16 protein-coding genes are annotated in these 14640 nt (G+C 39.6%); 8 read left to right on the top strand and 8 right to left on the bottom strand.

The window, feature by feature from the left end:
• The first annotated feature begins 80 nt into the window (after positions 1-80).
• The 3 genes from aceK (at position 81) to I6E80_RS05710 (ending at position 3194) form a co-directional block, all read left to right on the top strand.
• Positions 81-1853 (top strand): bifunctional isocitrate dehydrogenase kinase/phosphatase, encoded by a 1773-nt coding sequence (gene aceK / locus I6E80_RS05720; protein WP_197185047.1) that lies wholly within the window; start codon positions 81-83, stop codon positions 1851-1853.
• A 64-nt stretch (positions 1854-1917) separates the two neighbouring features.
• Entirely contained in the window at positions 1918-2880 is a 963-nt protein-coding gene (locus I6E80_RS05715; RefSeq protein WP_197185046.1) for a zinc-binding dehydrogenase, read from the top strand.
• Between the two features lie 62 nt (positions 2881-2942).
• Positions 2943-3194, top strand: coding sequence for a DUF2999 family protein (locus tag I6E80_RS05710; RefSeq protein WP_197185045.1), 252 nt, complete (start codon positions 2943-2945; stop codon positions 3192-3194).
• Positions 3195-3273: 79 nt separating this feature from the next.
• Here I6E80_RS05710 and I6E80_RS05705 read toward each other — a convergent pair whose 3' ends face one another.
• A complete protein-coding gene (locus I6E80_RS05705) occupies positions 3274-3774 on the bottom strand; it encodes a fasciclin domain-containing protein (RefSeq protein ID WP_197185044.1) in 501 nt (166 codons plus the stop codon).
• Between the two features lie 182 nt (positions 3775-3956).
• On the opposite strand from I6E80_RS05705, the gene lepB reads away from it, so the two are divergent.
• Positions 3957-4607, top strand: a complete 651-nt coding sequence (lepB, locus tag I6E80_RS05700) for a signal peptidase I (RefSeq protein WP_024599364.1) — start codon at positions 3957-3959, stop codon at positions 4605-4607.
• Between the two features lie 36 nt (positions 4608-4643).
• Here the strand turns inward: lepB and I6E80_RS05695 are convergent, their stop codons facing one another.
• The 3 genes from I6E80_RS05695 to metG form a co-directional block, all read right to left on the bottom strand.
• The gene (locus I6E80_RS05695) at positions 4644-5210 is read right to left on the bottom strand and encodes a bifunctional 4-hydroxy-2-oxoglutarate aldolase/2-dehydro-3-deoxy-phosphogluconate aldolase (protein ID WP_197185165.1); all 567 of its coding nucleotides are present in this window, start codon (positions 5208-5210) and stop codon (positions 4644-4646) included.
• 155 nt (positions 5211-5365) lie between these two features.
• Positions 5366-5557 carry a hypothetical protein gene (locus tag I6E80_RS20420; RefSeq protein ID WP_076923898.1) on the bottom strand — a complete coding sequence of 64 codons (192 nt, stop codon included), beginning with the start codon at positions 5555-5557 and terminating at the stop codon, positions 5366-5368.
• 116 nt (positions 5558-5673) lie between these two features.
• Positions 5674-7695, bottom strand: coding sequence for a methionine--tRNA ligase (metG, locus tag I6E80_RS05685; protein ID WP_197185043.1), 2022 nt, complete (start codon positions 7693-7695; stop codon positions 5674-5676).
• A gap of 187 nt (positions 7696-7882) precedes the next feature.
• Here metG and apbC point away from each other — a divergent pair, with 187 nt between their 5' ends.
• The gene (gene apbC, locus I6E80_RS05680) at positions 7883-8959 is read left to right on the top strand and encodes an iron-sulfur cluster carrier protein ApbC (protein ID WP_197185042.1); all 1077 of its coding nucleotides are present in this window, start codon (positions 7883-7885) and stop codon (positions 8957-8959) included.
• 6 nt (positions 8960-8965) lie between these two features.
• Complete coding sequence (gene dcd / locus I6E80_RS05675; RefSeq protein WP_197185041.1) at positions 8966-9550, top strand: dCTP deaminase; 585 nt, start codon at positions 8966-8968, stop codon at positions 9548-9550.
• A gap of 16 nt (positions 9551-9566) precedes the next feature.
• On the opposite strand, the gene I6E80_RS05670 is transcribed toward dcd, so the two are convergent.
• Together I6E80_RS05670 and I6E80_RS05665 are read right to left on the bottom strand one after the other, a co-directional pair.
• Positions 9567-10352 carry a CLCA_X family protein gene (locus I6E80_RS05670; RefSeq protein ID WP_197185040.1) on the bottom strand — a complete coding sequence of 262 codons (786 nt, stop codon included), beginning with the start codon at positions 10350-10352 and terminating at the stop codon, positions 9567-9569.
• A 20-nt stretch (positions 10353-10372) separates the two neighbouring features.
• Entirely contained in the window at positions 10373-10969 is a 597-nt protein-coding gene (locus I6E80_RS05665) for a tRNA-uridine aminocarboxypropyltransferase (protein WP_197185039.1), read from the bottom strand.
• Between the two features lie 137 nt (positions 10970-11106).
• On the opposite strand from I6E80_RS05665, the gene I6E80_RS05660 reads away from it, so the two are divergent.
• Both I6E80_RS05660 and I6E80_RS05655 read left to right on the top strand, forming a co-directional pair.
• Entirely contained in the window at positions 11107-11451 is a 345-nt protein-coding gene (locus tag I6E80_RS05660) for an Hpt domain-containing protein (RefSeq protein WP_197185038.1), read from the top strand.
• A 366-nt stretch (positions 11452-11817) separates the two neighbouring features.
• A complete protein-coding gene (locus I6E80_RS05655) occupies positions 11818-13035 on the top strand; it encodes a pyridoxal phosphate-dependent aminotransferase (protein ID WP_197185037.1) in 1218 nt (405 codons plus the stop codon).
• 333 nt (positions 13036-13368) lie between these two features.
• Here the strand turns inward: I6E80_RS05655 and I6E80_RS05650 are convergent, their stop codons facing one another.
• On the bottom strand, positions 13369-13836 hold the full coding sequence (locus I6E80_RS05650; protein ID WP_008134100.1) for a glycine zipper 2TM domain-containing protein: 468 nt from the start codon (positions 13834-13836) through the stop codon (positions 13369-13371).
• Positions 13837-14013: 177 nt separating this feature from the next.
• Positions 14014-14634: a penicillin-binding protein activator LpoB gene (lpoB, locus tag I6E80_RS05645; protein WP_002959677.1), complete on the bottom strand. Its 621-nt coding sequence runs from the start codon at positions 14632-14634 to the stop codon at positions 14014-14016.
• Positions 14635-14640 lie beyond the last annotated feature (6 nt).

Raw genomic sequence — 14640 nt, 5'->3', positions numbered from 1 at the left:
AATTAAAGCCTGCTTGCTAAGGTGTAAACCATTAATAAAAAATAACCGCCATAACTGGCATCAATATAAGTGCTGTATTTATGCAAAATAGGTTAACAAATCAATCGAATAATGCGCTACAACATGTTGTAGCCAGGAAGCTTGCACGATCTGTTTTTGCAGGATTTGAGGCGATGTTTTCGCAATTTTTAAATATTACACTGGGTGCACAAAGCCGTTTTGAACAACGCCAATACCACAGTGTGCAAAGTGCTATGCGTGAACGTTTACAGGTTTACGAACGCGAAGTAAAAAACGTGAGTGAAGCCGTGAGAGTAATTGCTTACGCTGAACTTACTTGCCCGCAAACGTGGCAGTTAGCTAAAAATATTTATGGCGATATGGTACAAAATCACGAAAATAAACCTATTGCGCATACCTTTTTTAACTCAACGTTTGGCGCAATTTGGGACGATAAAAAAATTCGTACTGTGCATTTGTTTGTATTAAAAGCAAAGTATCGTAGTGAGCCGCGCTCTTATGAAAGCTTAGTGAGTAGGGTGTCGTTACATAATGGGTTTAATAATGCCGTTAAAACGCTTATCACTAATCAAGTATTTAGAGTGCCGTTTAGCCAGTTAGAACGCGATGTAGCCACTTTACAAAGTACGTTAATGCAAGGCGCTAAGCAGCAATGCAAACAGGTGTACGAACTTATAAATTTAAATGACGGGTATATTGAATACGCCAACTCATTATTTTTTAGAAACAAAGCCTGTTATTTAATTGGGCGCTGCATTGCTAAAAATGGCGACAACATGCCTTTTGCTATCGCTATTTTAAATACCGATGAGGGACTAAAGATTGATGCTGTAATGATGGGCGCCGATCAATTAAGTTTATTATTTGGTTTTGCACGCACCTATTTTATGGTTGATACCGATAAACCCGCTCGTTATGTAGATTACTTAAGTGTGTTAATGCCACACAAACAACGCTTTGAATTATTTAACGCCATTGGTTTTATAAAGCACGCCAAAACTGAGTTTTATCGGCACAAGGTTGATACGACTAAAAATAGCCCAGCCAACTTCAAGTATGTTACAGCACCAGGGACGCCAGGTATGGTAATGCTGGTATTTACTATTGAAGGGCTAGATTACGTTTATAAAGTAATAAAAGACAAATTTAGTGCGCCAAAAACAGCCACCAAAGCACAGGTGAAAGAAAAGTATAACTTTGTAAAACAAGCCGATAGGGTTGGTCGTTTGGTCGACACACACGAATTTAGATATTTAGCGTTTGATTTAAGCCGTTTTAGCGATGAACTGCTTGAGCAGATGAAAAGCCAAATTGGCAGCAGTATGGTTATATCTGGCAAGGCACTTATTTTAAAGCACGTTTATGTTGAGCGTAAAATGACCCCGCTTAATTTATATATTACGCAATGCGATAACAAAACCTTAGAACGAGTGATGCATGACTACGGTAAAGCAATTAAAGAATTAGCGGGTGCTAATATATTTCCGGGCGACATGCTAATGAAAAACTTTGGCGTAACGCGATGGGGGCGAGTGGTGTTTTACGACTTTGACGAAATTTGCCCACTAACCGATTGCAACTTTAGAGAGGTGCCACAAACCCAAAATGCACTTGAAGAGCTAAGTAGAAACTCGTATTTTGATATAGCTGAAAACGATATATTTCCGAGCCAATTTAAGGTGTTTTTTAGCGCCAACGAGATTGCGTTTAATTATTTTAATAATAAGCACAGTAACTTGTTTTTAGCGACGTTTTGGCAAGGTTGTCAGCAACAAGTACATAATGGTTATCTACCCGATGTTTATCCTTACAAACAAAGTTGGCGCTTTTGAGGTTGTTTGAATCTGTGTTCATCCCCATCTATATGTTATTACAGTTTTTAAACTTGGAGCAACAATGAAATATATTTCTCATGAAGATGGTAATCTTGCATTTAGTGAAACCGAAAAACCGGTTTTAAAGAGCCATGAAGTACTTGTTAAAGTTGCAGCAATAGGTGTAAACCGTGCAGACAGCATGCAGCGCCAAGGTAAGTACCCGGCCCCTGCGGGAGATAGCCCTATTTTAGGTTTAGAATGTGCGGGTACAGTCACCGAGCTCGGTAAAGATGTAGATAACACTTGGCTAAACAAACGTATTTTTACGTTGTGCTCAGGCGGCGCTTACAGTGAATATGTAGCCGTTGATGCAAAGCAGCTTATGGAATTACCCGATGATGTAACAATGGCTGAAGGCGCTGCAATAAGCGAAGTGTATTTAACAGCATTTGGCGCGTTATTTGAGCTTGGTAAATTACAAAAAGGGCAAACAGCGCTTATTCATGCAGGTGCTAGTGGCGTGGGCGGTGCAGCAATTCAAATGGCCAAAAGCGCAGGTGCTACCGTTGTTATTACCGCAGGTACGGATGACAAATGCCAACATGCAAAAGAGCTCGGTGCCGATCATGCAATTAACTACAAAACCACCGACTTTGTAGAATATATGAAAGCAAATGACTTAACAGCAAATGCAATTGTAGATCCTGTTTCGGGGAGTTACTTAAATAAAAATGCCGCTATTGCAGCGATGGATTGCCAAATTGTAATGCTTGCATTTTTAGATGGACGTTTTGCAGAAGTTGATTTTGCCGCGCTTTTACGCAAACGTATTTCGTTTCATGCCTCAACGCTTAGAAATCGTAGTATTGAGTTTAAACGCCAGGTGCGCGACGACTTTGTAGCGCGTTTTTACAATGATATTGCCACTAAAAAGTACGACTTTAACCTGTACAAAACATTGCCTTGGAGCGACGCAAACGAAGCTCATGCTATTTTAGAGCGTAATGAAAATGCTGGTAAAGTTGTTTTACTTGTAGAGTAACTCTTTAATTTTAGGGTTTAGCCCATATACTAAGCCCTATAAAAAACACTTAAGGTTTAATAATGAATCCAATACTAGCAATACTTAAAGAGCACAATGTAAGCGACGAAAAAGTAAAAGCATTGTTTGAAGCGTTTACTCAAAACCCAATGATGGCAATGGCGCTTGTTCAAGAGCTTGGTATTCCGCCAGAAAAACTACAGCAACTAATGGCAATAGTAATGACTCAACCGCACCTTATTAAAGAAGCGACTGACGAACTTGGTTTAGATTTTGAAAAAGTAAAAGAAGCGAAAGAAAAACTAAATCAATAATTTGTTATGTGATGAAAAAAATAAATAAAAAAGCATAAGTACTTACTTATGCTTTTTTATTTGGCTTATTCTTTTATGACTACTCTTTTGGAAGTAGTACTGTGTCGATAACATGAATTACGCCGTTGCTTGCTTTTACATCAGCTTTTACAACTTTAGCGTCATTTATCATTACGCCCATACTGTCGGCTTTAACCATAACTGATTGGCCTTGTAGTGTTTTAGCGCTATCTACCTTCATTACATCGGCTGCCATCACTTTTCCAGACACTACGTGATAAGTTAATACCGCCGTTAGCTTGTCTTTGTTTTCAGGCTTGAGAAGCATTTCTACAGTGCCTTCAGGTAATTTAGAAAATGCAGCATCTGTTGGTGCAAAAATAGTAAATGGTCCCTTACCTTGTAGCGTTTCAACTAAGCCTGCGGCTTTTACAGCAGCAACAAGGGTAGTAAACGAACCATTTTCAACGGCTACTTCAACAACATTCTTCTTCATACCGTGATGATCAGCATAAGCCGCTGTAGTAAATCCAAGGCTTGCAGTTGTAAACAATAATGCAGTAGTAATTTTCTTAAACATTTTATTTTCCTTTAAGTTAATACCCGTTGGTTTCGTTAAATGTTACGACGCTCTAAATTTAATCGATCATTTATATTTTGAGTAAACATGTTTTGTTACATCATTGATTGAACTGCAGCTAATTAGCAAAGTCATATAAACAGTTACTCAATTAAAGACTTGTTAAATTGAAGGGAATAGGCATGAAATTAGTTTATAAGTTTTGGAAAAATAACCGCTCTCTTATCGTATTTATTGCACTGATGAGCGTATTTAGAAGCGCTGTTGCCGATTGGTACGAAGTGCCAACAGGCTCAATGAAGCCAACAATTCAAGAAGGTGACAGAATACTTACCGATAAAATGGCCTACGATATTCGCGTCCCATTTACGCACATAAAATTACTAAAACTAGCGGACCCACAAACCGGTGATATTATTGTTTTTGACTCACAAGCTGCCGATAATCGTTTAATTAAACGTGTAATTGGTGTACCAGGAGACACCGTTGCGCTTGAAAATAATGAGCTCATTATTAATGGTAAAAAACTTAATTATGCAGATAAGCAAAGCAACATAGACTCGCTTGATAAAATCGAAGATTTAAACGGATTAGAGCATTCGATAAGAGTGGCAAATATTCCTTCACGTTTATCGGGGTTTGATGCAATTACAATTCCTGATGATTATTATTTAGCAATGGGTGATAACCGCGACAATAGCGCTGACTCGCGTGTCATAGGTTTAATTCCGCGTAATGAGTTATTAGGAAAAGCAGAACGCGTTATAGTGTCTCTTGATTACGATAACTATTACCTACCAAGAAAAGACCGCGTATTGAAAAAGCTCAATTAAAAAAGATGATTAATTTTATAGTTAAAGTATAACTGCCTATTTAGGCAGTTTACTTATATAGTTTTTTACAAGCTTGGTAAGGTCACTACGTTCTTGTTCGGTATTTAATATCTTACAAAAATCGCCACTTACTGCAGCACCACAAGCGCCTGCTTCAAACCATTGTGATAAGTTATCTAAATTAACACCGCCAACAGGCATTAGTTGTGCCTCTGAAAATGGGCCTGTTAATGCTTTAAAGTAACCAACGCCCATACTGCCAGCAGGAAATACTTTAATAATATCAGCGTTATATTCAATTGCATTTGCTACATCGGTAGGTGTTAGCGCGCCCATTAGTACGGGTAACCCGTGCTGGTGGGCGAGTTCGACAACCAATTTGTTGGTATTTGGCGTTACGATAAACTGCGCGCCAGCATCAATAGCTTGCTGGGCAAGGGTGGTATTTATTATTGTACCTGCACCAATAAGTGCGTTTTTATGCGCTGCACGCGCTTTTGCTATTTCTTGCTCAAAGCCAGGTGTGTTTGAAGTGATCTCTAATGAGTTTATGCCCGCATTTATTAGGGCCTGTTGACCTTTCAGGATTAAAATTTGTTCAATCTAGGGGCTATTTAATCGCGGCGCGAGGTTTGTAACCTAGTGGGCTAAGTAAAAACCGAGCAACAAAGAGTAAATTGCCCCTAGGCAGAACCCTTCGGGCAGCGCCTGTTTGGCATTTATGCTGCGTTATCGCCTATTTATGGGGAATAACCACACTACATAGGCTCTGCCTTGCCTAAACACCAAACAGTCTGCTGCAAATTTAACCTCGAAAGATAAACAGGCCCTAAACAATCAATTAATGGTGCTACATCGGTTTGTTGTTTTAAGCGCAGTATGGCGACTAATTTGTGTTGCTTTATTTGGCTACTTACTTTTGTTCTGTTGGTATCTAAAATTTGGGTCATAATTACAATTCACTTTATTTAATACAGAGGCACTCGTATTGAATGTACGACTAAACATTGCTTTTGCCCATAAAAAAACCGCTGATGTATCAGCGGTTTTTATTGTATGAGTAATATTACATTACGCGCATACCAGGTTCTGAGCCGTCATCTGGGTTAAGAATATAAATTTCTTTTCCGCCAGGGCCTGCTGCTAATACCATGCCTTCAGACATACCAAAGCGCATTTTACGAGGCTTAAGGTTAGCGACCATAACGGTTAACTTACCTTCAAGATCCTCTGGAGCGTATGCTGATTTAATACCTGCAAACACTTGGCGAGTTTCGCCGCCTAAATCAAGTGTTAGCTTAAGTAGTTTATCTGCGCCTTCTACGTGCTCTGCTTTAGCAATTTTAGCTACGCGTAAATCTACTTTTGCAAAGTCATCAAACTCTATTTCGTCGCTAATTGGCTCTTTTGCAAGTGGGCTGTTAGGGTCAATAGTTACTGTTGGCGCTAAGCTTTCTTTAGATTCTTCAACCATTTTATTTACTTTATCCATTTCAACACGTTGCATTAACGGTTTAAATTTATTGATAGGGTGGCTTACGAGTGCGTTTTGTACACCGTCCCATGCAAGATCGTCATTTAAAAACGCTTGTACGTTGTCGGCCATTTCTGGTAGCACGGGTTTTAAGTAAGTAATTAAAACGCGGAACAAGTTAAGACCAAGGGAACACACTTCGTGTGCTTCTTGTTGCTTAGTGTCGTCTTTAATTAATACCCAAGGTGCTGCGCCATCAATGAATTGGTTTGCTTTGTCGGCAAGCGCCATTATTTCGCGAATTGCGCGGCTGTAATCGCGGTTCTCGTAGTGTGTTGTAATGTTAGGTGCAGCTGCTTGAAATTCTGCTAACAGCTCTGGTTGCATAATAGTGCTGCTTAACTTGCCATCAAACTTTTTAGTAATAAAGCCAGCACAACGGCTCGCTATGTTTACTACTTTACCTACTAGGTCTGAATTTACGCGCTGTGCAAAGTCTTCTAGGTTTAAATCAAGGTCAACAATACCGCTGCTTAATTTTGCTGCGTAGTAGTAACGTAAGTACTCTGGGTTTAAGTTATCTAAATAAGTACGCGCTTTAATAAACGTACCTTTTGATTTAGACATTTTTTCGCCATTTACAGTTACAAAACCATGAGCGAATACGTTAGTTGGTTTTCTAAAGTTAGCACCTTCTAGCATTGCAGGCCAAAATAAGCTGTGGAAATAAATGATGTCTTTACCAATAAAGTGATAAAGCTCAGCGTCTGAACCTTCAGCCCAAAACTCATCAAAGTTGATGCCTTTTTTGTCACATAGGTTTTTAAAGCTCGCCATGTAACCAATAGGTGCATCTAACCAAACGTAAAAGTATTTGCCCGGTGCATTTGGAATTTCAAAACCAAAGTAAGGCGCATCACGGCTAATATCCCACTGTTGCAGGCCATCGGTAAACCACTCGTCTAGCTTGTTAGCCATTTCTTGTTGAATAGTGCCCGAGTGTAACCACTCTTTTAGCATGCCTTCAAATGCTGGCAGGTCAAAAAAGTAATGTTCAGAATCTTTAAGTACAGGCTCTGCACCTGACATTACAGAACGCGGATTAATGAGTTCGGTAGGGCTGTATGTAGCACCACACGAATCACAACTGTCGCCGTTTTGGTTTTCAGACTTACACGTTGGGCAAGTACCAGTTACAAAACGATCGGGTAAGAAAATACCTTTTTCTGGATCGAATAATTGCGAAATAGTGTGCTTTTTAATATGACCGGCATCGTTTAGGCGATTATAAATAAGTTCGCTAAATTCTTTGTTTTCTTGGCTGTGCGTGCTGTGGTAGTTATCAAATTTGATATTAAAGTCAGCAAAGTCGCGTTGGCGTTCTATGCTCACTTGTTTTACCATTTCTTCAGGCGTGATCCCTTGCTTTTGCGCATTAAGCATAATTGGCGTGCCGTGGGCATCGTCTGCGCAAACATAATAAGCTTCGTGGCCCTGTAGTTTTTGAAAACGTGACCAAATATCAGTTTGAATATATTCCAATAAATGACCTAAGTGAGTAGGGCCATTTGCATAAGGTAATGCGCTGGTAATCAGGATCTTTCGCTGCGTCATAATCATTCCGAATTGAGGATAAAACGCCGTTTTTATTATACAAACGGCAATTATCATTAATTTATCTACAAGCTATCTGCTTAGAGTGCGCACAGCTTATGGATTTTTATTAATTGACTGGTGTTAATGCCCTGAATGTTACATAATTCCGTGGCACTTTTCATCAAAGAAACGCTATTTAATTGCTATGTTTGGACTGTCGAAACTATTCTCTTCTAAATCGGTGCAAAAACAACCGATTATTACTGCCTTAGCGGCATATCGTAGTGCGGCTTTTGCCGTCGGTATTGACGAAAGCTTCATTGATACTATTACTCAAAATGACGATAAATCACTACACATTAAATTAACCCTGCCATTTGCTGGGCAATCAGAAATGCCTTTAGTTGAGCAACACGTAAGTGAAAGCTTAAATGTGTCTGTAACAATTAGCGCCAAGGTTATCATTAAAGAGGCAGCTAAGTTTAAGGCGATTAAACATATTGTGCTTATTGCCTCAGGCAAAGGCGGAGTAGGTAAGTCGACTACTGCTGTTAACTTGGCGGGCGCCCTTAAAAACGAAGGCACAAAGGTGGGTATTTTAGATGCTGATATTTATGGCCCATCTATTCCAATGCTTTTAGGCTTGGTGGGCGCAGAGCCCGTCACTAAAGATAACAAACAGCTACAGCCTTTTGATGCAAACGGCATTAAAGCGCAGTCAATTGGCTTTTTAGTGCCAAGCGATGATGCCACCGTTTGGCGCGGGCCAATGGCGTCAGGCGCACTTAGCCAATTGCTAAACGAGACTGATTGGGGCGAGCTTGACTACTTAATTGTAGATATGCCACCGGGCACCGGTGATATTCAACTTACAATGAGCCAAAAAGTACCGGCTAGCGGCACTGTGATTGTCACGACACCGCAAGACTTAGCCCTTGCCGATGCGCAAAAAGGCATTGCCATGTTTAATAAAGTAAACGTGCCGGTGCTGGGCTTAATAGAAAACATGAGCCATTACATTTGCAGCCACTGCGGTGAAGCTAATCACGTATTTGGTAAAGACGGTGCACAAAAGCTGGCGCACAAGCACGGCGTACCCGTACTTAGCCATATTCCTCTTGCAATAGATATACGTGAGTATTCTGAGCAAGGAAAACTTATTGCCAACGATAACGACGCAGCAATAAGCAAAACATACAGCGCAGCAGCGAGGCTTATAGCCAGCACGCTCTATTATCAACAGCATCACAATGCAATTGAAATTGTGATTACGGAAGATTAAATAATAATGAGACTTTCAGACACACATATTAATGAATACCTAAGCGATGGTCGCATTGTTATTGAGCCTGCGCCAACAAATGACATGATTTCAGGCGTAACTGCCGATTTGCGATTAGGTAATAAATTCAGAACTTTTAATGCACACAACGCGGCATACGTCGATTTAAGTGGTCCAAAAGATCAGCTAAATAAAGCCATGGAATCAATCATGAGTGAAGAAATAGTGCTTGATGAAGGTGAAGCATTCTTTTTACACCCAGGTGAACTTGCACTTGCTATAACGCACGAAAAAGTAACTCTGCCAGCAGACATAGTAGGCTGGTTAGATGGACGCTCATCGCTTGCGCGTTTGGGGTTAATGGTGCATGTAACCGCGCACCGAATAGACCCAGGCTGGAGCGGTAATATTGTTTTAGAGTTTTACAACTCAGGTAAATTACCACTGGCACTTCGCCCCCTGATGAAAATTGGTGCAATGAGCTTTGAAATGCTTTCAGGCCCGTGCGAAAACCCTTACAACATTCGTAAAGACGCAAAGTATAAAGATCAAAGCAGTGCGGTAGCAAGCCGCATTAGTGACGATAAATAATCACCAAATATAGGCTTTACTCGTCTATTTTATGAAGCGCGTAACCCAGTAGTTCAAAATACTGATTAAGCGCTTCATTTGCTTTATTAATATGCTCAGCGTTTGGGTATATTAAATTACTACTTTGTAAGCCTCCCACCAAAAAGCTATTTTTTATATGTGAATGCTGCTCAATACACGCTTCAAAACAACGTGCTGCAAGTTCCTCTGGCATGCTCATATAATTCATGTTTTGTGCTTTATCGTGTTCTATGCATGTTTGTACAAAGCTATTAGCATCCACACCATCCTCATTTAAAAATACATATTTATAAAAATTGTTTAAAGCATTATTAAGTGGGTGCGATAAATTAGGCGTGTTTGAAAGCCATAGTTTTGAGGCAAAACCAAATCGTGGTTTTGCTGCAAATAAATGCTCGCTTATATGATGGTCAAACGCATGAAACCATTCGTGAGCAAGTGCGCCTCCGCCTGCATTTTTTGCAAGAGCAAGCGTTTGAGAGGCTGCATTATAATGCGCTTGCACGCCTTTTTGACCACCATGGCCAAATGCAAAATTAAGCTTCCCGCGCAGGCCAATAGCTTTGGGCGGTAAATGCAGTATTTGGGCAAGGTCGGCCAGCGCATCGTAAATTAAATTAGCGCTAATGTAGCGCTCTTCTTTGGTTACCCATTTACCAACGACCATTGACCTAAAGCCAAAGGTATCTCTTATATCGCTAAAGTCGACTTGGTCGTCAAAGCGATAGTCGGGTCCTTGGCGAGTAAAGCCTCGTTTTAATCTGTTGGGATAATTACGCATTAAAGTTTATGGCGCCAAATTTAATCTAAGTAACGTGCTTTTACGTGCTCGGGCATATGTTGGGTTTGTTTTTGTATTAATTCATCAAGCACATTATAAAGTGGTGCGGGATTTAACTGCTCTATTAAAAATAAACTATGCGCGACGGCTTCAAGTGTGGATAGGCTGTCGGCCCGAGGGGCTTTACGAATAGCATAACGATTTTTAGGTAACTGTTTAAAACTGACCGTTTTGAATTGATTTAGCAATGTGGTGAGCTGTAAAATTTTATAGGCTTTTTTCCATGTGCCATCAACCACTATTAAATGAGTGATGTTTTTTATACTTGGTTGCTCAACGCTATCGTCTAAATTTATAGCATTTTCGTTAGGGTAGAGCAAAACAGTTGAGCTGATTGGCAGTGTTTTTAGTATGGCAAAGTCATCATTATTTTCACCTTTGATTATTTGGCAATCAGTTAAGCATAAATTCAATAGCTTAGCGGTATTTTTTGCTATTTTTTCTTCGCTTGGGTGCTGTAGAATAATAACCGTAACTTTGTTATTTATATTTGTAGTTGCGCTGCAAATACAGGTGTTAAGTGCAAAGTTACAATGATTACAAAGTGTGCGTGCCATTTAATAAACTTTTTGTTGCCAGTATGATCCTCATAATTATACATTTATAGGGTAATTAAGTTGGTTTTTTTTACGCATCAATATAAAGTAGTACTATTAAACTGTAATTTACATGGATTGTTTTAAGGGCTTAAAATATGACAGAAATAAATATAGATACATCAGCATTAGAGAGTATGGAATCATTATTGGGTGAGCAGTTTGCTGATACACTTGATTTTTGCTGCTCAGAGTTTGAACGTTTAGGCTCTGAAGTGTTAGCAACCATTGGAAAAGACAGAGAAGCGGCTATTCGTCATTCTCATAGCTTAAAATCTAACGCTGCGCAGTTTGGTGCTTCAAGCCTTGCTGAGGTTTCTCGTGTTATTGAACAAAATTTAAACCTAGATAACTTAGCTGAAGCCATCGACGCATCTGATAGTTTAATGGCTCAAGTAACTGGGTCTCAAACTAAGTTAAATGAATGGTTAGCATCTCGTTAAAGATATAAGCCAAACGTGAATTTATTTCAGTATTAAGCGCTTAAATACACTGGCATTTTACGCCTTTACTAGGTTAGTCTAAAGATTCACTAGGGCGTGTTGATCTTTCGGGATTGAATTTGCAACGAGTGTCTGGTTTTTAGGTTAGGCAGAGCCTATGCAGTGTGGTTTTTCCACATAAATAGGCGATAACAACACATAAAATCCAAACACGCATTGCCCAGAGGGTTCTTCCTAGGGGCTATTTTCTCTTTGTTACTCAATTTTTACTTAGCCCACTAGGTTACAAATCTCGCGCCGCGATTAAATCGCCCCTAGGTTGAACAAATTTAATCCATAAAGTCAATACGCCCTAAAGAGGTAAAAATGTCTGATATTAAAAAGAGTCACAAATTAGAAGGTGTATGTTATGACATTCGTGGGCCGGTTTTAGCGCAAGCTAAAAAAATGGAAGACGAAGGTCAAAAAGTATTAAAATTGAATATAGGTAATCCGGCCGCCTTTGGTTTTGATATGCCAGAAGACATGCACCGCGATATTATCCGCAACTTATATTCAGCCCAAGGTTACTGTGACTCTAAAGGCCTCTATTCAGCCCGCGTGGCTATTTATCAGCATTACCAACAACGTGGATTACATAATTTAGATGTAGATAACATTTATATTGGTAATGGCGTAAGCGAACTTATTCAGATGATCACCCAAGCGCTATTAAATAATGGCGATGAAGTGCTTATTCCTGCTCCAGATTATCCACTTTGGACTGCTTCGGTCACGTTATCGGGTGGTAATCCGGTGCATTATTTATGTGATGAAGAGCAAGATTGGTTTCCGGACATTGCAGATATAAAAAGTAAAATAACATCTAAAACTAAAGCGCTGGTATTAATTAATCCTAATAATCCCACCGGTGCGGTTTACAGTGATGATTTGTTAATGCAATTAATTGATATAGCGCGTGAACATAAACTGCTGTTACTGAGCGATGAAATTTACGAAAAGATTTTATACGATGATATAACGCATACTTCAATCGGCTCACTTTGTGATGATGTACCAATTATTACTTTTAATGGTTTAGCAAAAACATACCGTGCAGCGGGGCTCAGAATGGGGTGGATGGTGTTAAGCGGTCGTACTTCGGTAATGGATGATTTACGCAAAGGCCTAGAAATACTTTCATCTATGCGTTTGTGCGCTAATGTACCTGCACAATATGCAATTCAACAGGCGCTTGGCGGTGTGCAATCAATTGATAGTCTAATAAACCCAGGTGGGCGCTTGTATGAGCAGCGTGATATTGCGTGGCGCGGATTAAATGATATTGAAGGCATTAGTTGTAAAAAACCTAAAGGCGCGCTCTATGCGTTTGCCAAAGTAGATACAGCACTTTTTAACGTCAAAGATGATGAAAAAATGATGTACGATTTGCTAAAAGCAGAAAAAATATTACTTGTGCATGGTAGGGCGTTTAATTGGCCTGAGCCGGATCATTTTAGATTGGTATTTTTACCAAGCAAAGATGATTTATCCGATGCGATGTTAAAAATGAAGCGCTTTTTTAAAGACTATCGCCAAGTATAGTTATTAAAAAAATAATAAAAAACGAGCCAAATTTGGCTCGTTTTTTACTTTAATCATGAATATATTGACAGGGCGTGTTGATCTTTGTGGATTGAAATTTGTTCAATCTAGGGGTGATTAAATCGCGACGCGAGATTTGTAACCTAGTGGGCTAAGTAAAAACCGAGTAACAAAGAGTTAATTGCCGCTAGGCAGAACCCTTCGGGCAGCGCATGTTTGGGATTTATGCTGCGTTATCGCCTATTTATAGGGAACAACCACAGTTCATAGGCTCTGCCTTGTCTAAATACCAAACATTCTGCTGCAAATTCAACCACCAAAGTTCAGCACGTCCTAGTACGCTTTATCTACACGCACTGTGTTGTCGTTCAAATACACTAATCTTACGTTATCGCCTTTGCTAAAACGCATAGATTGGTCCTGATCTTGAACAACCATAAACTGGTCGCCATTTTCAACTTGTATTAATAACTCTACAAAGTGATTTTGCTGATAATGGCTTTGCTGCTGCCTATTATGTGCAACACTGCCGCCAATTACCGAGCCCAATATTGTTGCTACTGTGCGGCCGCTACCGCCACCAAACTGGTTGCCTACTACACCACCGAGTAATGCGCCGCCGAAGGTTTTCCAGCCATTGTTTTTGTCTTGAATGATTTCTTGCTCGGTAATATTGCGTACCGATTTTACGTCACCAAATAAAACTTGCTGCACAGGGACTGCTTTATTGCGCTCGTATTTAGCAAACGTAGGCGCGCTTATTGTAAGTAAAGCGCACATAATTACAGTAATTGCTTTCATAACTTGCTCCTTTTATACCAACCTGCATAAATCTTTGATCAATTTAACGAATTAAATTGCGCTATAACGTCGTTAAAAATTTTTTATTTAGAACACTAGATACAAAAATTTTTGCCTAGTTCTAGCGTAATTTTCTTATCGTTAAATAGACCCCATATATAAGCAGATTGGTATTAGCTACCAGCCAAAGGTTGATTTTTCTTTAGTTTTACGAATTTCAGTTTCATCTGCCCATTCAACTAGGCCGCTTTCCATATCCATTAAACGCATTGTAAATTTATAGTATACGTCTGATTTATCGGCATTTGATTTAACGATACTTGATAAGTTTCCATATAACATATATTGCGCGCCAATTTGTTTACCAAATGCAACGGCTGTTGCAGGGTTAACAAGGGCATCTTCGTTTTGAAACGTTAATTGCTCACGTACTGACTCAACACGGGTCATATCTACAAAACGAAACTTACCGCTGCGTAGCATTTGTGTTGAGATTGAATCGGTGATTGATTCTGTATCAATGTGCTCACTGGTTTTATTTTTAATACGCTCAACAAATACTACAGGGCGTTTATTGGCGGTCATTGTGCCAACAACAGGTGAGCTGAGTAATGAGTCGGTCATTTGGCTCGCTACTTTTTGTAAGTCGGTAGAACCAAAATTAATATCTGTCGTTTCTACTGCTTGTGCATCGCCATAACTTACTACGGCTTTATTAGCACAGCCACTTAACACTAAAGCGCTCAAGCCAACTAGAGCGTAAGTTGATACTGTTTTAAATTTGTTACTGATGATCATAGTTGT

The organism is Pseudoalteromonas sp. NSLLW218 (genome assembly GCF_015864775.1).
Lineage (GTDB): Bacteria > Pseudomonadota > Gammaproteobacteria > Enterobacterales > Alteromonadaceae > Pseudoalteromonas.
The sequence above is the reverse complement of the archived record's forward strand: the minus strand, read 5'-3'. Positions and strand labels throughout refer to the sequence as shown.